General features: G+C 69.4%; 21 protein-coding genes. 13 read left to right on the top strand and 8 right to left on the bottom strand.

Features of this window, described 5'->3' with window-relative positions; translation table 11 throughout:
- On the top strand, nucleotides 1–876 hold an 876-nt coding region (locus tag AX744_RS05620), incomplete at its 5' end, for a pyridoxal phosphate-dependent decarboxylase family protein (protein ID WP_231728746.1).
- Nucleotides 877–908: 32 nt separating this feature from the next.
- On the opposite strand, the gene AX744_RS05615 is transcribed toward AX744_RS05620, so the two are convergent.
- On the bottom strand, nucleotides 909–1433 hold the full coding sequence (locus AX744_RS05615; RefSeq protein ID WP_058632351.1) for a TetR/AcrR family transcriptional regulator: 525 nt from the start codon (nucleotides 1431–1433) through the stop codon (nucleotides 909–911).
- A 97-nt stretch (nucleotides 1434–1530) separates the two neighbouring features.
- Here AX744_RS05615 and AX744_RS05610 point away from each other — a divergent pair, with 97 nt between their 5' ends.
- On the top strand, nucleotides 1531–2241 hold the full coding sequence (locus AX744_RS05610; RefSeq protein WP_046747725.1) for an MBL fold metallo-hydrolase: 711 nt from the start codon (nucleotides 1531–1533) through the stop codon (nucleotides 2239–2241).
- Between the two features lie 25 nt (nucleotides 2242–2266).
- Here AX744_RS05610 and AX744_RS05605 read toward each other — a convergent pair whose 3' ends face one another.
- The 3 genes from AX744_RS05605 to AX744_RS05595 all read right to left on the bottom strand — a co-directional run bounded on the left by AX744_RS05605 (nucleotide 2267) and on the right by AX744_RS05595 (nucleotide 5628).
- On the bottom strand, nucleotides 2267–2830 hold the full coding sequence (locus tag AX744_RS05605) for a cysteine hydrolase family protein (protein ID WP_061015729.1): 564 nt from the start codon (nucleotides 2828–2830) through the stop codon (nucleotides 2267–2269).
- Entirely contained in the window at nucleotides 2827–4269 is a 1443-nt protein-coding gene (locus AX744_RS05600) for a purine-cytosine permease family protein (RefSeq protein WP_061015727.1), read from the bottom strand. The genes AX744_RS05605 and AX744_RS05600 overlap by 4 nt, the downstream gene beginning before the upstream one ends.
- Nucleotides 4270–4347: 78 nt before the next feature.
- Complete coding sequence (locus tag AX744_RS05595) at nucleotides 4348–5628, bottom strand: M18 family aminopeptidase (RefSeq protein WP_058632355.1); 1281 nt, start codon at nucleotides 5626–5628, stop codon at nucleotides 4348–4350.
- A gap of 267 nt (nucleotides 5629–5895) precedes the next feature.
- Here AX744_RS05595 and AX744_RS05590 point away from each other — a divergent pair, with 267 nt between their 5' ends.
- Nucleotides 5896–6759: an EamA family transporter gene (locus AX744_RS05590; protein WP_061015725.1), complete on the top strand. Its 864-nt coding sequence runs from the start codon at nucleotides 5896–5898 to the stop codon at nucleotides 6757–6759.
- A gap of 117 nt (nucleotides 6760–6876) precedes the next feature.
- Nucleotides 6877–8310 (top strand): HNH endonuclease signature motif containing protein, encoded by a 1434-nt coding sequence (locus tag AX744_RS05585; protein ID WP_061015723.1) that lies wholly within the window; start codon nucleotides 6877–6879, stop codon nucleotides 8308–8310.
- 23 nt (nucleotides 8311–8333) lie between these two features.
- Here AX744_RS05585 and AX744_RS05580 read toward each other — a convergent pair whose 3' ends face one another.
- Nucleotides 8334–8990, bottom strand: coding sequence for a response regulator (locus AX744_RS05580; RefSeq protein ID WP_230977804.1), 657 nt, complete (start codon nucleotides 8988–8990; stop codon nucleotides 8334–8336).
- Between the two features lie 227 nt (nucleotides 8991–9217).
- Here AX744_RS05580 and AX744_RS05575 point away from each other — a divergent pair, with 227 nt between their 5' ends.
- Entirely contained in the window at nucleotides 9218–10360 is a 1143-nt protein-coding gene (locus tag AX744_RS05575; RefSeq protein ID WP_061015719.1) for a sensor histidine kinase, read from the top strand.
- A gap of 254 nt (nucleotides 10361–10614) precedes the next feature.
- Here AX744_RS05575 and AX744_RS05570 read toward each other — a convergent pair whose 3' ends face one another.
- Nucleotides 10615–11358, bottom strand: a complete 744-nt coding sequence (locus AX744_RS05570; protein ID WP_231728745.1) for a GntR family transcriptional regulator — start codon at nucleotides 11356–11358, stop codon at nucleotides 10615–10617.
- Nucleotides 11359–11527: 169 nt separating this feature from the next.
- Between AX744_RS05570 and AX744_RS05565 the strand changes: the two genes are divergently transcribed.
- From AX744_RS05565 to AX744_RS05540, 6 genes are all read left to right on the top strand, one after another.
- Entirely contained in the window at nucleotides 11528–12457 is a 930-nt protein-coding gene (locus AX744_RS05565) for a phosphate/phosphite/phosphonate ABC transporter substrate-binding protein (protein ID WP_061015717.1), read from the top strand.
- A 107-nt stretch (nucleotides 12458–12564) separates the two neighbouring features.
- Nucleotides 12565–13395, top strand: a complete 831-nt coding sequence (gene phnC, locus AX744_RS05560) for a phosphonate ABC transporter ATP-binding protein (RefSeq protein WP_061015714.1) — start codon at nucleotides 12565–12567, stop codon at nucleotides 13393–13395.
- Complete coding sequence (phnE, locus tag AX744_RS05555) at nucleotides 13392–15149, top strand: phosphonate ABC transporter, permease protein PhnE (RefSeq protein ID WP_082682666.1); 1758 nt, start codon at nucleotides 13392–13394, stop codon at nucleotides 15147–15149. Before phnC ends, phnE begins: the two co-directional genes overlap by 4 nt.
- Nucleotides 15146–16285: a TIGR03364 family FAD-dependent oxidoreductase gene (locus AX744_RS05550; protein WP_061015711.1), complete on the top strand. Its 1140-nt coding sequence runs from the start codon at nucleotides 15146–15148 to the stop codon at nucleotides 16283–16285. The genes phnE and AX744_RS05550 overlap by 4 nt, the downstream gene beginning before the upstream one ends.
- The gene (locus AX744_RS05545; protein ID WP_046747737.1) at nucleotides 16282–16989 is read left to right on the top strand and encodes a phosphonatase-like hydrolase; all 708 of its coding nucleotides are present in this window, start codon (nucleotides 16282–16284) and stop codon (nucleotides 16987–16989) included. Before AX744_RS05550 ends, AX744_RS05545 begins: the two co-directional genes overlap by 4 nt.
- Before the next feature lie 11 nt (nucleotides 16990–17000).
- Nucleotides 17001–18089 (top strand): alcohol dehydrogenase catalytic domain-containing protein, encoded by a 1089-nt coding sequence (locus AX744_RS05540; RefSeq protein ID WP_061015710.1) that lies wholly within the window; start codon nucleotides 17001–17003, stop codon nucleotides 18087–18089.
- Between the two features lie 69 nt (nucleotides 18090–18158).
- On the opposite strand, the gene AX744_RS05535 is transcribed toward AX744_RS05540, so the two are convergent.
- Nucleotides 18159–18710 carry a CinA family protein gene (locus AX744_RS05535; protein WP_061015708.1) on the bottom strand — a complete coding sequence of 184 codons (552 nt, stop codon included), beginning with the start codon at nucleotides 18708–18710 and terminating at the stop codon, nucleotides 18159–18161.
- 25 nt (nucleotides 18711–18735) lie between these two features.
- Complete coding sequence (locus AX744_RS05530; protein WP_061015706.1) at nucleotides 18736–19215, bottom strand: hypothetical protein; 480 nt, start codon at nucleotides 19213–19215, stop codon at nucleotides 18736–18738.
- 186 nt (nucleotides 19216–19401) lie between these two features.
- Here AX744_RS05530 and AX744_RS05525 point away from each other — a divergent pair, with 186 nt between their 5' ends.
- Together AX744_RS05525 and AX744_RS05520 are read left to right on the top strand one after the other, a co-directional pair.
- Entirely contained in the window at nucleotides 19402–19749 is a 348-nt protein-coding gene (locus AX744_RS05525) for a DUF7882 family protein (RefSeq protein ID WP_046747740.1), read from the top strand.
- Between the two features lie 128 nt (nucleotides 19750–19877).
- A complete protein-coding gene (locus AX744_RS05520) occupies nucleotides 19878–20762 on the top strand; it encodes an SDR family oxidoreductase (RefSeq protein WP_046747741.1) in 885 nt (294 codons plus the stop codon).
- The last annotated feature ends 9 nt before the right edge of the window (nucleotides 20763–20771 follow it).

Here is a 20771-nt window from a genome sequence, read left to right as displayed (position 1 = left end):
GCGGCGGGGAGGGAACTGCCGAGCCGGTGGAAGATCCTCTGCAGCGTCGAGGCGCACTCCTCGAACAAGTCGGCCGCGCGCGTGATGGATGCCGACGTGCTGCTGGTGCCGGCGGGAGAGGACGGCGTGCTGCGTGCCGAGGGCGTCCGCGAGGCGCTGGCCGAGCACGGGGACGAGATCTGCGCGGTGGTCGCGACCGGGGGATCGACGAACTTCGGCATCGTCGACGACATCGCCGGCATCGCCGCACTCAAGGACGAGTTCGACTTCTGGCTGCACATCGACGGCGCCTACGGCCTCACGGCCATGCTGGCCCCGGAGGCTCGGCACCTGTTCGCCGGTGTGGAGCGCGCCGACTCGGTCATCGTCGACCCGCACAAGTGGCTGTTCGCTCCGTTCGACTGCTGTGCCCTGATCTACCGCGACCCCGACAGCGGACGTCGGGCGCACACGCAGCACGCCGAGTACCTCGACATCCTGACCGACGTCGACGAGTTCAGTCCCTCGGACTATTCGATCCAGCTCACTCGTCGACCGCGCGGTCTGCCGATGTGGTTCTCGGTCGCGACGTACGGCGTGACGGCATACCGCGAGGCCGTGAGCGCCGGTCTCGCTCTGACCCGGCGGATCGCCGACGAGATCGCCCGACGCCCCGAACTGAAGCTGGTGCGCGACCCGCAGCTGTCGATCGTGGTGTTCGAGCGCGAGGGATGGGAGCGCGCCGACTATGACCGCTGGTCGGCCGCTCTGCTCGACTCGCAGCGTGCCTTCGTTGTGCCCAGCTCCCACGCCGGTCGTCCGAACACGCGCTTCGCGATCCTGAATCCGCTCACCACGTTCGAAGACCTCGTCGGCATCCTCGACACCATGAGGTAGGCGAGGCGGACTCGACCTGCAGCGTGGGCAGGTCAGGCGGTGATTCCGGCCAGCAGACGGTGCAGGCCGTACTCGAAGGCACGATCGACGTCGCCGCCGAGGCGGAACGCCCCGGACAGCTCCATCTGCAGGAAACCCGTGGCCCACGCCGTGAAGAAGCGCGCGGCGTCGAGGGCGTCTTCCTGCCCGACCAGGGCGGAGGCGGTGCGGATCAGGGGCGCGGCTGACCGTTCGAGGGCATCGTGCGGGGCCGCGATCGTGAACATGAGGCGGAAGCCCTCCGGATGCCGGTGCGCGAAGTCGCGATAGGCGTGCGCGAGCGCACCGATGTCGTCGCCCGCGGCTTCGAGACGTGCGGTGAGCGCGTCGATCGAGGCTGCGGCGACGGCGGAATGCAGTGCGTCACGGTCTCGCACGCGCTTGTACAGCGAGGGGGCGCGGACCCCCACCCGTTCTGCGACGGCCTGCATCGTGAGCCCGGAGGGACCGGCGACCTCGAGGATCTCCCGCCCGGCGGCGACGATCTCCTCGGTGGATGTGCGTTCGGGCGTCGGCATCGATCCTCCTGTGACGGCTGTGGACAGCCATGGCTATTGACATTAGCCATGATAGCTACGTATCGTAGCCATCGCAATCATCCCGAGAGGATCAGCCATGAAGCTCGCACCGCACCTGCACCGACTGGGCAACGACATCGTCGCCTCCTACCTCATCGACCTGCCGGAGGGGATCACCCTGATCGACGCCGGTCTCCCCGGGCACTGGCACGATCTGCAGCGCGAGCTCTCGACGATCGGGCGCCCTCTGTCCGATATCCGCGGTCTCGTGTTGACGCACGGCGACGGCGACCACATCGGCTTCGCCGAACGGCTGCGGAAGGAGGTCGGGGCACCGGTGTTCATCCACGAGGCCGACAGCCATCGGGTGCGCACCGGCGAGAAGCCCAAGACCCCCATGGGGCCGGCCAAGATCGGACCGACGCTCGGGTTCCTCACGTACGGACTCCGCAAGAACGCGCTGCGCACGCCACACGTGTCGGTCGTGACCGAGGTGACAGACGGCGATGTGATCGACCTGCCGGGCGCGCCGGTCGTGCTCGGGATGCCCGGCCATTCGCCGGGGAGCATCGCGGTGCACGTCCCCGCCGTCGACGCGGTGTTCGTCGGCGATGCTCTGACGACCCGTCACGTGCTCACCGGTCGCACCGGCGCCCAACCCGCACCGTTCACCGACGAGCCCGCGGAGGCACTGGCCTCGCTCGACCGTCTCGCCGACGTGTCGGCGGCGTGGGTGCTGCCGGGGCACGGAGCGCCCTGGCACGGTTCCCCCTCCGACATCGCCGCAGCGGTCCGCGCTTCCGCCTGAGGCGCCGCGGTCAGGTCAGCGCGGGTCAGTGAGCCGCGAGCACCGTCGCGGTGTCACTCATCGTGATCTGCGGCGGGTAGAGACTCATCACCCGCAGGGCGGCGGCGTGATTCTCCGCGGTCGAACCGGCACAGGCGTCGGCCGCTATCGTCACGTGTGCGCCCGCGTCGGCGGCGGCCAGCGCGGTCGAGATCACGCAGCAGTCGGTCGAGACGCCCGCGAGCACGACGTGCCCGCCGCGTCCGATGATCCGCTCGAGCTCCGGACCCCACTTGCCGAACGTCGGCAGGTCGATGCTCGGGTGCGGCGAGAGCGCCTCGGCGTCGGGGACGAGGGCGAACAGGGGATCGCTCGGCGGTTGGTCCGCGAAGGGCCAGGCGTCGAAGTACGCACCCCAGGACGTCGTCCGGTCGGCGGTCGGCATCCAGCGGGTCACGATCACGCGATCGCCGAACGCATCGGCCAGGGCGCGGATGCGCGGCATCACCTCGGGGAAGAACGGCGACCCCCAGGCGGAATCCGGCGCGGCGAAGATGGTCTGCGGATCGATCACCACGAGCCAGGTGTCGGTGGTCGCGGACGCATTCACGCGGCCTCCTGCTGCCGGATCTTCGCCGCCCTCGCGAAGTACGTCACGAGGAACGAGAGCACCAGCGCGAAGAACACTCCGAGGTTCGCATAGGCCCACTCGCCGTCGCGGCCGCCGATGAGGAACAGCAGGTAGCCCTGCCAGTTGTTCCAGGCTGCGTCCTCGGCGAAGTTGTTCACGACCAGGCCCCAGCCGATCACGCTGGTGACGACCATCGTGCCGATCGAGGTCCAGTCCCACGCGCCGTAGCGTCCGCGCTGGTCGAACAGTGCCTCTTCGTCGTAGTCCTTCCGGCGGCGCAGGATGTCGGCGATGAGGATGCCGGCCCACGAGGCGAGGGGCACGCCGAGCGTGATCAGGAAGCTCTGGAACGGTCCGAGGAAGTCGGTCGCGAAGAACACCACGAAGATCGTGCCGACCGTGAGGATGACCCCGTCGATCGCTGCGGCGGACGGGCGGGGGATCCGGATGCCGAGGCTGAGCAGCGTGAGCCCGGAGGAGTAGATGCCCAGCACCGCGCCCGAGACGAGGGCGAGTACCGCGGTGAGCAGGAACGGTACGAGCACCCATACGGGCAGGATCGAGGCGAGCGCGCCGATGGGGTCGGCGGCGATCGCGTTCATGAGGTCTTCGTCGGAGCCGCCCAGGAGCAGGCCGAACACCACGAGGATCACCGGTGCCACCGATCCGCCGATCGTGTTCCAGGCGACGATCGCCCCGTCCGATGCGGTGCGCTTCTGATAGCGCGACCAGTCGGCGGCGATGTTGATCCAGCCGAGACCGAACCCGGTCATCACCATGACGAGCGCGCCGATCACCTGGCCGACGCCGCCGTCGGGTCGGGCCAGCACGACCGCGAGGTCCACCTGCGGAGCGGCGAGCACGATGTAGAGCACGGTCACGACACCGGTGATCCACGTGAGCACCGACTGCAGCTTCATGATCGTGTGATAGCCGAGCACGGACGCCGTGACGATCAGCGCTGCGACGATCACGGTGGCGACGATCTTGAGCGCGATGCTGTCTCCATCACCTCCGAGCTGGGTGATCACGGTGGCGGTGGCGAGCACGGCCATGATCGCGAGGAACGTCTCCCAGCCGATCGAGGTGAGCCACGAGACGATGCCCGGCACCTTCTGACCCTGCACGCCGAAGGCCGCCCGCGAGAGCACCATCGTCGGCGCGGAGCCGCGCTTGCCGGCGATGGCGATGAGCCCGCAGAGCAGGAACGACACGACGATGCCGATGACCGAGACGATCGTCGCCTGCCAGAACGAGATGCCGAAGCCGAGGACGAACGACCCGTACGACATGCCGAACACCGACACGTTCGCGGCGAACCACGGCCAGAACAGGTCTCGCGGCTTCGCTGTCCGCTCGGATTCGGGGATGATCTCGATGCCCGCACGCTCGATGAGGGCCGGCTTGATGTCCGTCATGCTCACATCCTGGCACTGCCGAGGCGGTCGCAGGCGGTTTCGGTGGCGGCCCCGCCGCGGTGTGCGGCCGGCGGGGGCCTAGCCGGCGAAGAAGGACTGCGCTGTGCGGGTCAGATCGTGCAGGTCCGAGACCCCTGCGAGCTCTCGCGCGGAGTGCATGGACAGGATGGGGATGCCCACGTCGACCGTACGGATGCCGAGCCGGGTCGCTGTGATCGGGCCGATGGTCGAACCGCACGGCACGCTGTTGTTGGATACGAACTCCTGCGTCGTGACCCCGGCGCGCTCGCACCAGGAACGCCACGATGCCGTGCCGACCGCATCCGTGGCGTAGCGCTGGTTGGCGTTGATCTTCAGGATCGGTCCCGATCCGAGCACCGGCTGCACCACGGGGTCGTGCTTGGCGGCGTAGTTCGGGTGCACCGAGTGTCCGACATCGCTCGACAGGCACCACGACGACGCGTAGGCCTGGCGGCGTGCGGATCCGTCGGCGCCGAGGCCGGCGTACACGCGTTCGAGCACGTCTTCCAGGAAGGGGCCCGCCGCGCCGGAGCGCGACTCCGAACCCAGTTCCTCGTGGTCGAAGGCGGCGAGCACCGCGATGGGTGCTCCGGCTGCAGGGGCGTGCGCCTCGAGGGCCACCACGCCGGCGTGCACCGAGGCGAGGTCGTCGAGGCGTCCCGACGCGAAGAACGCGTTGTCCTTGCCGAACACCGCACCGCGGGCGGAGTCGGCGATCACCACGTCGTAGCCGCGGATGTCGGAGGCCGAGACGCCGGCGGAGGAGGCGAGCTCGGCGAGGATGTCGGCCTCGGTCGGGTCGCCGAGTCCCCACACCGGCTGGGTCTCGGTCTGCTTGTCGAGGGCGAGGCCGTTGTTCACACCGCGGTCGAGGTGGATGGCCAGCTGCGGCAGACGCAGCAGAGCTCCGGTGTCCGCCAGCACGACACGGCCGTCGGCCAGTGCCAGTCGCCCGGCGAGGCGCAGCTCGCGGTCGAGCCAGGAGTTCAGCAGCGGTCCGCCGTACACCTCGACGGCGGCCTGCAGCCAGCCCCGCGAGCCGGTCGTCGGCTGCGGCTTGAGCTTGAAGCCCGGGGAGTCGGTGTGCGCGCCGAAGATCTGCACGGGCGTCGTGGCCGCAGCATCCTCGGGGACGACCCAGGCGATCGCCGCCCCGTCGCGTACGACGACGAAGCGTCCACCGGTCGTCGGCCAGGCGTCCTCCTCGTGCAGCCGGTGGAAGCCCGCAGCCTCGAGCCGTCGGGCGACCTCCGCCGCCGCGTGGTAGCTCGACGGGGAGGCGGCGACGAAATCGGCGAGGTCCTCGGCGTGGGCGAGAGCGGCGGGGGTGACGGGCATGTCGTGACCTTCCTGGAGAGCGCGGTCCTTCGAGCGTAGTCGGGGTCTCCGTGCGTCCTCCACGACGGCGGCCCGCGCCCGCGCTGTTTCCCGGCCGTTCATCCCGGCGGGTTAGGGTGGTCCCGATAGCGCCTAGGGTTCCGGGGTTCGCGCCCGTCTGGTCCGAGCGGCGCCACGGCTCTCCTCCGCAGGAGAGCCGTCATCTGACAGGACAAAAGCCCGGAGGACCCTGTTCGTCGCGCCGTGCGCCGGACGGAAGGGTCTGTTTTGTCTCCTCTCGCCTTCGTCCTCGTCTTCGGTGCGGCCATCGCCCACGCGGCGTGGAACATCATCGCGCACGGCATCAGCAGAGCGGGCGCGCCGTTCCTGTGGTGGGGCGCCGTCGCCAGCACCGTGGTCTGGATCGGCGCGGTGCCGTTCACGGGAGGTCTCGGCACCGACGATCTGTGGTCGTTCGCCCTCGGTGTCGTCGTCTCGTCGGTGCTCCACGTCGGCTACATGGCGGTGCTCCAGCGCGGCTATCGCGAGGGCAACCTCTCCACGGTGTACGCGACGGCCCGCGGCACCGGGCCCTTCCTCTCGGTGATCGTGGCCGTGCTGCTGCTGGGCGAGCGCCCGTCGGTGCTCGCGCTGATCGGGGTGGCGGCCGTGATCGCAGGCGTCGTCGCCATCGGAGTCGTCGACCGGGGCAGAGGATCCGGCACCCGGCGGATGGATCCCGGCATCGTCTTCGGCGTGCTCACCGGCGTCGCGATCGCCGTCTACACGATCTGGGATGCGCACGCGGTGCGCACGTGGGACCTCTCGCCGGTCGCCTTCATGGTGGGCACGACGCTGTTGCAGGTGCCGTTCTACTCGATCGCGGTGCGTCGGCGCTGGGACGCGGTCTGGGCGCTCTGGCGCACGCAGTGGCGCCGCATCCTCGCGTTCGGCGCCCTGTCACCGCTGTCCTACATCCTGGTGCTGACCGCGATCCAGATCGCCCCGGTGGCGCTGGTGGCGCCCCTCCGTGAGGTCAGCGTGGTGCTGGTGAGTCTGTTCGGGGTGTTCGTGCTGCGGGAGTCGCGTGGGGGCTGGCGGATCGCGGCATCCCTCGTCGTGGTGACCGGGATCGTCCTCCTCGCCGTGTGAGCCCTCGACCGCGGGATCGACGGGTGGTGTCGAGCGTATTCCGGAATGCCAGGAAAGTGCCTCTGAACAGGACTGTTCCGACCCTGCAATGTCGGTGGTGGGGTGTGGGATGGACGTATGAACCCCCTCGCGGAAGCTCTGGATCGGGTCGTCGCCGACCTCGACGCCGTGCTGTCCGCCGCACAGCTCGCCGGACTCGACGATGCCGCGCGACTGGATGTGCTCCGCGGCGCTGGCGAGGCGCTTCGTCGCGTGGAGGCCATCGTTGTGGAGACGACCGCCTCCGCCGAGCCCCGCTTCGCCGAGGCGACCGGATGCCGATCGATGAACGAGCTCCTGCAGCGGGTGCTGCGGGTGGATGCACCCGGAGCGTCTCGGGTGGTGAAGGCGGCCGAGGCGGTTCGGCGCGAGGTGGCGCTGACGACGGGGGAGCGGCTCCCGGCGCGCTTCCCCGCGATCCGCGAGGCGATGCTCGACGGCGTGATCGGGGTGGCCGGTGTGCTCGCGGCGTCCGGGCCGGTCCTGCAGGCGGGCGATCGGATCGGGGCGGAGGAACGGGTGGCGGCCGATGCTGCGCTGGCCGACCTGGCACGCGGACTCCCCGAGGCGGACGGGGGCACCGAAGGTGGAGGGCCGCCCGCCACCCCTGACGACCTCCGGCAGTACGCGATGCTGCTCGCGCAGCTGCTCGATCCGGATGGTGCCGAGCCGACGGACGCGAAGGCGCGGAATCGGAGATTCCTCACCATCGGGCGCCTGCGCAACGGGGTGCATCCGCTCCGGGGCAACCTCCTTCCCGACGTGGCCGCGCAGCTGCAGCTCATCATCGACGCTCAGAACAATCCGAAGACCGATGGCCCGCCAGAGCCGGGCGTGACCTTCCGGTCGGAGAGCGAGCGATCGGGCGATGGAGCCGATTCCGGTGCAGACGTCGCCGACGCCGATCCGTGGAACTCCGACCCGCGCAACGTGATCGAACAGCGCACCGCCGCGCAGAAGCGGCACGACGCCATGGCGGCAGCACTGGCGATCGCCGCGCGTCACGAAGACATGCCTCGACTGGCCGGAGCATCCCCGACGCTCGTGGTGCACGCCGACGCGGACGACCTCGTCTCGGGCTCCGGGTGGGCGACCGTGGCCGGCTCGCAGTCGCCGGTGCCGATCGGGGTCGCGACCCAGGCCGCGTGCACGGGCGCCATTCAGCGGGTGCTGTTCGACGACGGCCGGATCGTCGGCACGACCGTCACTGATCGGGTGTTCACGGTTCACCAGCGGCGCGCGATCATCGCTCGCGATGGAGAGTGCCTGATCCCCGGGTGCCATGTGCCGGCGTCATGGTGCGAGATCCACCACGTCGTCGAGCACGCCAGGGGAGGACCGACCGATACGGACAACGGCGTGCCCCTGTGCTGGTGGCATCACCGTTCGCTGAACCGATCGGGGTGGGAGATCCGGATGGCGGGAGGTACCCCGCAGGTCCGCGGCCCGGCATGGTGGGATCCCGAGCGTCGCTGGCGTGTTCCGCGGCAGCGCGAGACCGCAGCTGCGTGATAGCGCTGAAACGCGGTGGGTGATCAGCGGAAGTTGACGAGTCCGGCGTGTGCGGCCGTCACGAGGATCTGCACGCGGTCGCGCAGGTGCCACTTCGACATCATGCGCCCGAGGTGTGCCTTCACCGTGCCCTCGGAGACGATGAGCGCCTTCGCGATCTCCGCGTTCGACATCCCCTGCGCGAGGCAGTTCAGCACCTCGACCTCGCGCTCCGTGAGCGGTTCGAGAGCGGCGGCGTCAGCGGCGACCGGGGTCGAATCGCGGACGTGCTTGATCAGCATCGAAGCGATCCGCGGCGACAGCGAGCTGGCCCCGCTGTGCACCTCGCGCACACCGGTGACGATGTCCTCCGCGCTGGAGTCCTTGAGCAGATAGCCGGAAGCGCCGGCGCTCAGCATGGGGAGCACCGTGTCGCTGCCGTCGAGCGTGGTGACAGCGAGCACGCGCACGTGCGGCCATCGCTCGGCGATGACACCCGTCGCCTCGATGCCGTCCATCTCAGGCATCTGCACGTCCATCATCACGACGTCGGGCTGTTCGCGCTCGACAGTGGAGATCGCCTCGAGACCGTCCTCTGCCTGCGCGATCACGCTGATCTCCGGGTCGCGCGAAACGAAGTGCGACAACGCCGAACGGACGAGGGGATCGTCATCGACGATCACGACACGGATTTCCTGCATAGGGGGAAGCCTAACGGCGCGGGCACCTGATGGACGTCATGTAGACCTTTGGCCAAAAAGGTCTAGACCTGAGACAGATGTGCGCCGCTCCTGTCGCCGAGAAGATGAATACAGACATCGACGAACGACTACATAATGGAGGTGAACGTAATGACTTTCTGGCAGCAGGTTGGCAAGTTTTTTGGTCTCGTCCGCTAGCGTACCTGGCGAATAGGAGATAGTGAACCATGGCCTTCGACCAGTCACCCCGGCGATCTACTGATTCGTTCCGGTTGGGTCGAGGCGAGAAGCTCAGCGCGATAGAGCGGATCGTCGTCCTGGTCATCGTCTCCATCACCATCGCCACGGACGTCATAGGTTTCTTCACCACACCGGGGGTCAACCCGGTAGCCCTTCTGGTGAGCGTCGCATGTACGGCAGCGTTCGCCCTCTATCTCTGGAACCCGCTCATCGCGACATGCGCCCTCGGCGTTGTGTTCGCGGCATCATTTCTCGTGGGAACGGAATCCCAGGTTCTGACCGCCGCCGCTGTCGCGGCTGGGCTCGTCATGAGGCTGGGATGGACATCCCTGATCCTGTCGTACACCGGTACGTTCCTCATCGCTGCGGCTCTCGTCGCCAACGGCGTTGCTGACTCGGGTGTGAACGTCGGTCTCTTCCTCATCTTCGCCACGGTGGCCGGAGCTGTCGGGTTCGCCCTTCGGTTGGCCTTCGCCCGTGGCAGTCGCCTCGAGCGCGAACTCGAAGAGCGGGCTGAACAAGAACGACAGGCAGTGCTCGCCGAGCGACGTTGGATCGCTGGTGAGCTGCACGACAGCATCGCGCACCACCTCACGGTGGTGTCGCTGCACGTGCAGATGCTCGAAGACCCCGAGATGAGCACCGACTCTCGAGAGGCGATCCGCGTCGCCGCTCGCAAGGCCATGACCGATCTCCGTTTCGTGATCGAGCTCGCCGACGACGGTCCGCAGTCGTCGAGCGTGCAGACGGGCGACCTCGCGGCGGCTGTCGACGAGGCGCAGAGCGAGTTCGAAGCGGCGGGCCACTCCGTGGCCCGCGTGGGCGATCCCAGCGACGAGCGCATCCCGCGGGCCGTCGAGATCGTCCTCGCGCGCATCGTGCGCGAGTCCGCCACCAACATCCTCAAATACGCAGGCCCCGGCGAGGTGCTGATCGACCTCGCCGTGGACGACGAGGTCGCGCACCTCACGCTGCGCAGCCCCCTCCCCACGACGCCGCGCCGTGAACTCTCGTCGAGTCGAACAGGACTCGGCCGGATGGCGGAGCGCGTGATGGGAGCGAGTGGCGAGTTCAGCGCCGGCGAAGTCGACGGGTTCTGGGTCGTGTCGGCCCGACTTCCGGTCGTCTGATGCCCTAGAGTGTGTGAGCACCCTCTCCAAGATCCGCGAGAACCTAGACGAAGGTCTAGCGAGGTCTCGACGTTCGACACTGTGGAACGAGTTGCAGTCCGCCATATTCTGAGGGTTCCCCAGATAAAGCGTCCCCAGCGCTGCGATCGCGAGCGCGGTCTTTCTGGCTTCTGAAACACTTTGCGCGCTCGCGATCGCCTTCTGCGTTAACGGCTGTCTTCCCGGCCTTCCGCGCGACGCTCCGTACCGCGCGACTACCCGCCCACTGCGCGCATGTAGTGGCCATCGGTGGAGATCCCCGATGCGGCGACGGTGAACCGCACGACCTCGCTCAGGTACCGGTCCTCCGAGGCCTCGAAGATCCGCCCTTCCGCGTCACGCGAGGTGCGGGTGAGACGCAGGATGGGCGTCCCGCGCGGCACGCGCAGCAACTCCGCGTCCTGGTCGTCAGCGGCCACGGCGTCGATCACGTGCTGGAGGGTGACGATGGGGTGCCCGACCGACGAGAGGTACTCCGTGATCGACACCTCGTCCAGATCCACCTCGAACAGCCTCCGGCCCGCGACCTCGGTGTAGTTGAGCCGCTCCAGCATGGTGGGGCGCCCGTCGAGCAGACGCAGCCTGACCACGCTCACGATCGTGTCCCCGGCGTCGACGCCGAGTGCCGCTCCGAGCTCTCCGGCGCGTCTCAGGCTCAGCTCCTGCGTCTCGGCCCCCGGCGTGACGCCCAGCTCGCGGGCCCAGCGGGTGAACGGCACCGACACGTCGACCGCCTGGCTCGCCTTCCTGGCGACGACTCGCGCCGGCCGACCGCGACTGGTCTCGATCAGGCCTTCGCCGCGGAGCGCGGCCAGGGCGTTGCGGATCGGCCCACGCGACGTGTGCCATCTCTCCGCGAGCTCCGCTTCGGTGGGTACGTCATCCCCGGGGCGCAGGGCACCCGCGGCGATCTGGGCGCGCAGGTCGTCGGCGATCTGGGTGTACACAGCTTCAGCCACATAGGTACATTACTTGGTCAGTCCGAACGGCGTTGCCTCGTTCCAGGAGTGTTCACTCAGGCGAATCCCCGGTAAACACGGCCTGAACTCTTCCGAGTTAGGTACATATCTGCGCTCATCACCTGCCAGAGTCTTCCGTGGATCACCCCTCACACCCTGAAAGGTCCTCATGAAGCTTCGCGCTCTCCCCGCCCTCGCCGGCGTCGCGCTCCTCGCCCTCGGCCTCGCCGCCTGTTCCGGCTCGGCGGACGCCTCCGGCACTCCCGGCGCCGACGAGTCGTCCTCGGCCAGCGGCTTCGCGGTCGATGAGAACACCCTCGTCTTCGGCGTCGTGCCCGACTCCGTCGACACCGAGACGAACTACCAGCCGCTCATGGACTACATCGCCGAGATCACCGGCAAGACGGTCGAGTACCACGAGTCGACCGACTATGCCGCACTGATCGAAGCCGCCGTCGCCGGCAAGGTCGACGTCGCGTCGTTCTCCGGCTTCACGTACGTCACCGCCACCAACAACGGCGCCAAGCTCACCCCGATCTCCTCGATCGTCACGGAAGAGGGCCAGGAGCCCGGCTACTTCTCGCAGGCGATCGTCCCCGCGGGCAGCGACATCAAGAGCATCGACGACTTCAAGGGCAAGAAGGTCTGCTTCGTCGACCCGTCCTCCACCTCGGGCTACCTGTTCCCGTCCTACAACCTGCTGAAGGCCGGCATCGACCCCAAGACCGACATCACGCCGGTCTTCGCGGGCAAGCACGATGTGAGCGTCACCAAGGTCGGCGAAGGCGTCGAGTGCGAGGCGGGCTTCGCCGAGGACTCCGAGGTCGAGAAGTCGGACAAGGTGAAGGTCATCGACGAGACGATGGTTCCCGGCGCGCCGCTGGTCTACTCGTCCACGCTGCCCGACGACGTCTCGAAGAAGCTCATCGACGGTCTCTCCGAGATCACGATCGACGACATCATCGCCGCCGGCATCGACGGTGCGGACACCGACGCGTTCCGCAGCGTCTTCTACGCCACGAAGCCGGTCGACGACGCGTACTACGACCTGATCCGCGACATCTGCAAGGAGACCGAAGCGGAGCAGTGCCAGGGCTGAGCCCGGCCTGACCTTTCGCCTCACCCGGCGCCCTCCGTCTCGTCCGCCTCACCCGGACGAGACGGAGGGCACCACCGCACGACTCACGACAACACAGGAGCTACGACATGACCGCCTCGGCATCCGACGCCCTCATCCGCCTCGACGGCGTGACGAAGACCTTCGGGACGACCACCGCGCTGAAGGATGCCTCGCTCGAGGTGTCCCGCGGAGAGATCGTCGTGCTCCTGGGCCTCTCCGGCTCGGGGAAGTCGACCCTGCTGCGCCACCTCGACGGCCTCGAGATCCCCACCGCGGGCTCCGTTGAGGTGCTGGGCGCCCAGGTCCCGTCGCTGAAGGGGAGGGCACTGCGCGACCTCCGCAGCCGTGTGGGGTTCATCTTCCAGCAGTTCGAGCTGGTTCCCTCTCTCACCGTGCTCGAGAACGTGCTCACCGGATCGCTGTCGGGTGTGCGCGGGCCGCGTCTCGGTCTCTGGGGCTACTCGCGGGCGGCAAAGCTCACCGCGCTCGAGCACCTCGACCGCGTCGGGCTCCTCGACCGCGCCTACCAGCGCAGCGACACCCTCTCGGGCGGACAGCAGCAGCGTGTGGCCATCGCTCGCGCTCTCATGCAGAAGCCCGCGATCCTGCTCGCCGACGAGCCGGTCGCCTCTCTCGACCCCGAGTCGAGCGAACAGGTCATGGCGCTGATCCGCGAGATCGCCGCCGACGAAGGACTCACGGTCGTCTGCAGCCTGCACCAGGTCGACCTCGCGATCTCGTGGGCCGACCGCATCGTGGGTCTGCGCCACGGCGAAGTGGTGCTGGACACCCCGACCGGTGACCTCACCAAGGCCGAGGTCATGGAGATCTACGGCCGTGTCGCCACCACGACCGCCGAGATCCGCGCCGTGGCCGAGGAGCTCGTGGAGGCGGCTGCGCAGGTGGCCGCATCATGACGGCCCTCGACTCCGCGACGGATGCAGCCACCCGCGGCGGTGGGCCGGTGCCTCGGGGCGGCGGGCAGTCGGTCGCCGAGCGCGCTCCGAAGCGCCCGATCTCGCCCGAGCGGATCGCGGCATCGCTCACCCTGGTCGCGCTCGTGGTGCTCGGCATCCTCGCCGTCCGCGACGTCGACATCTCGATCCCGGCGATGGTGCAGAGCTGGGGCAACGCCGAGAACTTCATGGCCCGTGTCGGGGGACTCACGTTCCCGGCGCCCGGCGACCTCGCCTGGCTGATCGCCCTCACCGTTGGCCTGGTGCTCGTCGGCACGCTCCTCGCTGCCGTGCTGTCGGTGCCGATCGCCTATCTCGCCGCATCCAACACCACGCCAGGCAACGGTTGGCGCGCGGCCGCGCGCTTCATCGGCGTCCTCACCCGCGCCCTGCCCGACGTCGTCCTCGCGATGGCGTTCGTGCTGATGTTCTCTCTCGGCACGCTTCCCGGCATCCTCGCCATCGGCATCCACTCGATCGGCATGATCTCGAAGATGTTCGCCGATGCGATCGAGCAGATCGACGAAGGACCCCGCCTCGCCATCCGCGCAGCGGGTGGGTCGAAGATGCAAGAGTTCACGTCGGGCATCCTGCCGCAGGTGCTGCCCAGCTGGGTGGCCACCGTGCTGCACCGCAACGACATCAACCTGCGCGGCAGTGTCGTGCTCGGCTACGTCGGCGTCGCCGGCCTCGGCCTCGAGATGTCGTACGCGTTCAAGTCGCTCAACTACGGCAAGGGGCTCGGCATAGCCCTCGTGATCTTCATCCTGTGCGTCGCGATGGAGATCGTCTCGAGCATGGTCCGCGGAGCGATGCTCGGCGAACAGAAGCACACCCGCTCCTGGATCGACCGGATCCTGCATCCGCGCCTCGGTGCGCACGCCGCATCCACCCAGGTCGAGCGCCCCGCCTGGGCGGCCAGCCCGGAGACCGCCGTGCGTCGCCCCTGGACCGCGCAGCGCATCCGGCACACCATCGCCGGCGTCGTCGCCGTGCTCGTGGTGATCGGAAGCGTGCTGGTCAGCCAGATCAACTGGATGGACCTCATCACATTCTGGGCCAAGCTGCCCGAGGTCGCGGCGCGCTTCTGGCCGCCCTCGTTCGGCAACTACGACGCGAGCGCCATGTTCCAGGCGATGCGGGAGACGGTCGCGATCGCCCTGGCCGCGACCGTGCTCACCCTGCTCCCGTCGCTGCTGCTCGGCTCCCTCGCCGCCCGCAACGTCGCTCCGAGCTCGGGTGCGCGGGGGACCGCACGACTGCTGCTCGTCGGCATCCGCGGCATCCCGGAGCTGATCCTCGCGATCGTGCTCGTCGTCATCACGGGTCTCGGGGCGCAGGCCGGCGTCATCGCGCTCGCCATCGGAGGGATCGGGCTGCTCGGCAAGCTCATCGCCGACTCGTTCGAAGAGGTGGACCGCGGACCGGAGCGCGCGCTGCGGGCGGTCGGCGCGACACGTCTGCAGACCTACACCTCGGCGACCGTGCCGCAGGGCATGCAGGCGCTCATCGGGCACAGCTTCTACATGCTCGACACGAACATCCGCGCGGCGACCATCCTCGGCATCGTCGGCGGGGGCGGGGTCGGCTACTACCTGCTCAACGCCAGCCAGGGGTCCCGCTACGAGACCGTGACGGCCATCGTGCTGATGATCCTCGCCACGGTGCTCGTGGTCGAAGGTCTCGCCATGTGGATGCGGAAGGTGTTCCGATGAATCGCGCTCTCGACACGGCGGATGTGGTCGTCGTCGGCTCCGGCATCGTCGGCCTCGGTGCGGCGTACGCGGCGGTCCGGCGTGGGCTGCGGGCGATCGTCGTCGACCGCACGGATGGGCCGGTCGGTGCGACGATCCGCAACTTCGGACACCTCTGCATCGGCGCGCAGGGTGGCGAGGCGCGGCGCTACGCCGATCTCTCGCGGGGCCTGTGGCTGCGCCTCTCGCACGATGCCGGGTTCTGGCTGCGAGAGTCGGGCACGCTGGTCGCCGCCAGACACGACGACGAGCTCGCCGTGCTGGAGGCGGCATCCCGTGAGGGAGGCATCCGCATGCTCGAAGCCTCGGAACTCCTGCGGTCGGCCCCGCTCCGCGCCGAGGGACTCGTCGGCGGCGCGCACATCGAGACCGACCTGCAGACGGATCCGCGCACCGCGGCGGACGCGATCGTGCGCCACCTGGTCGCCCTCGGCGTCGAGTTCCGCTTCCGCACCGCGGTCACCGCTGTGGGGGCCGGGCGGGTGGACACGACTCGGGGGCCGATCGCCTGCGGGAGCGTCGTCGTCGCCGTGAATCACGACATCGACCAGCTGCTCCCGGAGGTCGCCGAAAGGCACGGGGTCGTGCGGTGCGCGCTCGACATGATGCGGGCGGCCGTGTCGTTCCCGCGTCCGCTCGCGGCCCCCCTGCTCACCGGCTGGTCGCTCGTGCGCTACGGCCGCTTCGCGGACGGACCGGAGGCCCGTGCGGTGCGCGAGCGTCTGCACACCGAGCGGCCCGATCTCGCAGCGATCGACCTCAACCAGATGTACACGCAGCTCCCCGACGGCACGCTCATCATCGGGGACTCGCACGCCACGGCGCTCTCCCCGGCGCCGTTCCAGCCCGAGGCCGCATTCACCGCGTTCCTCGACGAGGCCGAGGCGCTGTTCGACGCACCCGCACCGCGGGTGATCGAGCGCTGGCAGGGCGTGTACGCGAAGGGCCCGCAGGAGTTCCTGATCGACCGGGGCGACGACGGTGTGCTGGTGCTCGCCGCGACGACCGGCATCGGGATGACCACGGGCCTCGGACTCGCCGAAGAGAACCTCGCCGCCGCCTTCGGGTGGACGGCAGCAATGGAAGGAACATCATGACCACTCCTCTCGAACTCGCCGTCCTCGACATGGCGGGGACCACGGTGCTCGACGACGGCGTCGTGGAGCAGGCCTTCCAGCGCGCCGCCGAGCGCACCGGCGTCGCCGACCGGATGCCGTGGGACGAGGCGCTCGACTACGTGCGCGTGACCATGGGGCAGTCGAAGATCGACGTCTTCACGCACCTCTCCGGCGGCGACGCAGAGGCCGCGGCACGTGCCACTGCCGCGTTCGAGGGCGCGTACGCCGAGATCGTCGCCGAGCAGGGCGTCTCCGAGATCCCCGGTGCCGCCGATGCGATCCAGGGATTGAAGGACGCCGGGCTGAAGGTCGTGCTCACCACCGGCTTCGCCCCGGTGACCCGAGACGCCCTGATCGACGGACTCGGCTGGCGAGACCTCGTCGACCTCGCGCTGTCGCCGATCGACGCCGGACGCGGACGCCCGGCGCCCGACCTCGTGCTGGCGGCCCTGCTGCGCACGCAGGCGTCATCCGTCCAGTCGATCGCGGTCGTCGGCGACACCGTCAGCGATGTCGAGTCGGGTCGTCGAGCCGGCGCCGGATTCGTCGCGGGCGTGCTCACCGGCGCCCACGATCGTCCGGCACTGAGCGCCGCCGGAGCCGATGCCGTGCTGAGCGATGTGAGCGCGTTGCGGGATGTGCTCGTCCAGCGCGAGCTGCTGCCGCTCGTCGCCACCTCCTGAGGGATCGCGCCATGGGAACGCTGCTGATCCGTCCGCCCGGCCACCGCCGAGACGTCGCGCTGCGCCCGGCGGCCACCGCGATGGTCTGGGTCGGCGAAGGCCACCCGCACGAGACGATCGCGGTACCGGGAGTGGCTCTCGCGGACGGGGACGCGCTCGTGGCGGTCGAGATGTCGACGATCTGCGGATCCGACGTGCACACGGTGCGGGGACGACGATCCGCTCCGACGCCCCTGGTGCTCGGACACGAGAGCGTCGGACGGGTGATCGCCATCGGCGACGCCGGCGCGCGCACCGTGGACGGCACTCCGCTGCGGATCGGCGATCGGGTGGTGTGGTCGGTGACCGTATCCTGCGCGAGCTGCGATCGCTGCCTGCGGGGGCTGCCGCAGAAATGCCGTGATCTGGGGAAGTACGGGCACGATCGCGTCGGCGCGCACGGCGACCTCACCGGAGCGTTCGCGAGTCACGTGCAGCTGAGGGAGGGGACGGCCATCGTCAGGGTGCCCGAGGCGCTCCCCGCCGCGGTGCTCGCGCCCGCCTCGTGCGCCACGGCCACCGCGTGGGCGGCGGTCGCTCGAGCGGCGAAGGACCACGACCTCGACGGGGCCTCCGTGCGGATCCACGGCGCGGGTCTCGTGGGGCTGTCCGCCGCAGCCATCGCCGCCGAACAGGGGGCGACCGTGGAGGTGCGGGACCCGAACGTCGACAGGCAGGGTCTGGCCGCACGGTTCGGAGCGACGCGTCTCGACCGGGATCCTGATGTCGTGATCGAGGCGTCGGGGCATGCCGTGCAGGAAGCACTCGCCGGCGTGGCGGTCGGGGGGACGGTCGTGCTGGTCGGGAGCGTGTTCCCCGCTGACCCGGTTCCGTTCGACGCCGAGAGCATCGTGCGCCGGCTCGTCACCGTCGCGGGCATCCACAACTACACGGGCGCAGAGCTGGCTGAAGCGGTGGCGTTCCTCGCGGGCCGGGGGAGGGCCTATCCCTTCGCCGATGCCGTTGGCGCGGTGCGGCCGCTCTCCGAGATCGATGCGGCGCTGCGCGAGGCGACCACCCCACAGGCGCCGCTGCGGATAGGGCTCGTGCCCGGCCGGTGAAGCTGCGGCCAACGCGCCGGCGGGGGTGCTGCGGCCTGTGACGATGCGCGACTCGTGGCGATGCCGTGGTCAGTGCGGACGACGGTCTTCGCCGTCGTTCTCCTGACCGCGCCGCGGACCCAGCGGTCGCAGCCCCTCGGCGTGGAACGCCAGCAGGCCGACGGCCGCACCGACGGTCGACGCGAGCACCTCTTCCGGGTCGCCGACAAGTGCCAGTCGACGGTGGCCCACGTCGCCATCGGCCGTGGCCCAGCCCAGATAGACGGTTCCCGCCGCGTGCCCGCCCTGGGGTTCCGGGCCGCCCACACCGGTGGTCGAGACCGCAAGGTCGACATCGAACAGGGTCCGTGCACCGGCGGCGAGCTGCTCCGCGCAGGCGGCAGAGCACGGATCCGTTCCCGGCGTCAGTCCCAGCACGCGCTCCTTGACGTCGGTGAAGTAGGCCACGATGCCCCCGGCGAACCAGCCGGAGGCACCGTCGCCGGCACCGATCGTCTCCGCGAGCATGCCCGAGGTCAGCGACTCGGCCACTCCGATGCGGAGCTCCCGCTCGGCGGCGAGTTCGCTCAACCGTGCGATGTGGCTCTGCGTGTCCGAGTCGAGAGCGTCGAGAGCGGTCACCGTGCGGAGCGTCCGTTCTCGAGCGTCATCGCTCTTCGCTCTCGTCGTAGTCCGGACGAGAGGGCTGCAGCGGCTGGTCCGAGTACTCTCCGCCCGCGCGGCCGCCGTAGGGGCGTCCGTGATCGGCGAACTCGTCGCGGGCGAACACCAGGGTCCACGGACCCGCCGTGAAGTGCGCGCCCGTGCGCAGGGTCTCGGAGTTCTCATCCACGTGCGTCGCGTCCACGCCGAGGCTCGCGTTCGTCTCGCCCTCGCCGTGCAGGGTCAGCACGTACTCGTCGCGGTCGTCGTGAGTGATCGTGGCGTGCACCGGGTCGGTGTCGGCGAGGCGCAGTTCGTTGCCCTCGGCCGAGCCGACGCGGACGACATCGTCTTCGAGCGCGAACTCGGTGCGCTCGTCGTCCCTGGTGATGCGCAGACGGGGGTTTCCCGCGCCCCACGACGCGTGCGTGGTGCCCGGGGTGTTGCCCTCGTCCGGGCGGTCATCGATGTGTCGGTCGTTCATGGCAGTGCCCTCCTCGGGGTCGAGTGGAATGAGGCTATGCGTCCCTCCAGATCTCGCCGAGGGGGTTGACTTCGCTGTGGCGACCCGGCATCGGATCCACCCGCCGAGGGACTGTGTGGCCGTCGGCTGTTTGGGGAACAATGGGTCGCAACCGTCGTCCCCACCGCCACGACCGAGGAGCAGTGCATGGGAAAGTTCGTCTATGAAGGCAGCGTGAAGACCGAGATCGAGGACCGGGCGCTCACGCATCTGCAGCTCGTCATCACCGCCAAGCTGCGTCGCGGTGAGCCCTTCCCGTTCAGCTGGCGAGAAGACACCAGCGTGGGCGGTGGGCGCACCACCGTCTGGATCCAGCCCGGCAGCGCGCTGGTCTTCAAGTACTTCGGCAGCAGGCAGCCCTCCGTCAACCGCGCCTGGATCGAGGCACTCGCCTTCACGGCGAACGCTCCGAGCGGGCTCTACCTCGTTCCCGAGCCCGCGGAATCGGGAACCGAGCCGGGCACCGAGGAAGTCCCGGTGACCCCGCCCGTCTGATCCTCTCGACCCCTCGCACAGGGCGGACCTGTCAACCCCCCTGACGGGAGGGCGGCCCTCGGGGAGAGTCGCTCGTACGACGACACGTTCCACGAGACGACACGTTCCACGAGATGAGGAGGATCGCCATGACAGACGACACCACCGACCCCCGGCACGCGCATCGCGAGGAGGGCTTCCCCGCGCAGCATCAGGATCAGCCGGGGCTGACGGAGCGGACCCGGCCGGAGCCCGACCACGGGGAGCAGACCTACGCAGGCCACGGTCGCCTGGGAGGACGACGTGCTCTGATCACGGGCGGGGACTCGGGCATCGGCCGCGCCGTCGCGATCGCCTTCGCCCGAGAGGGCGCGGACGTCGCCATCGCGCACATGCCCGAGGAACAGGACGACGCGGAGGACACCCTCGCCCTGGTCCGCGAGGCCGGCCGGATCGGAGTGGGATTCGCGGGCGATCTGCGCGACGAGGGGTTCGCGACCGACATCGTCGCGAAGACCCGGAGCGAGCTGGGTGGACTCGACGTGCTCGTGCTCAACGCCGGCTACCAGCACGACATCGACGGTTTCGCGTCGCTGGAGACGGAGCGGATGCGTCGGGTCTTCGACACGAACCTGGCCGGAATGCTGTTCTCGGCACGTGCGGCCTATCCCGACCTCGAACCCGGTGCGAGCATCATCGTGACCGCGTCGGTGCAGGCCTACAACCCCTCGCCGGGTCTGATCGACTACGCCATGACCAAGGCGGCACAGGTGGCGTTCGTGAAGGCGCTCGCCGAGGAGGCAGGGCCCAAGGGCATCCGAGTGAACGCCGTGGCCCCCGGCCCGATCTGGACACCGCTGATCCCCGCGACGGGCTGGGACGCCGAGCGCCTGGCGACCTTCGGTGCCGATACCCCGCTCGGACGGGCAGGGCAACCCGCGGAACTCGCCGGGGCATATGTGTACCTGGCGTCGGACGAGTCCTCCTACACCTCGGGATCGGTCATCGCGGTCACGGGCGGCAAACACCTCTGACCCGTACGG

Origin of the sequence: Microbacterium sp. CCH5-D1 (genome assembly GCF_001557335.1) — a bacterium.
GTDB lineage: Bacteria > Actinomycetota > Actinomycetes > Actinomycetales > Microbacteriaceae > Microbacterium > Microbacterium oxydans.
Note: the sequence above shows the minus strand (reverse complement) of the source record. Positions and strands in the feature narration are given on the sequence as shown.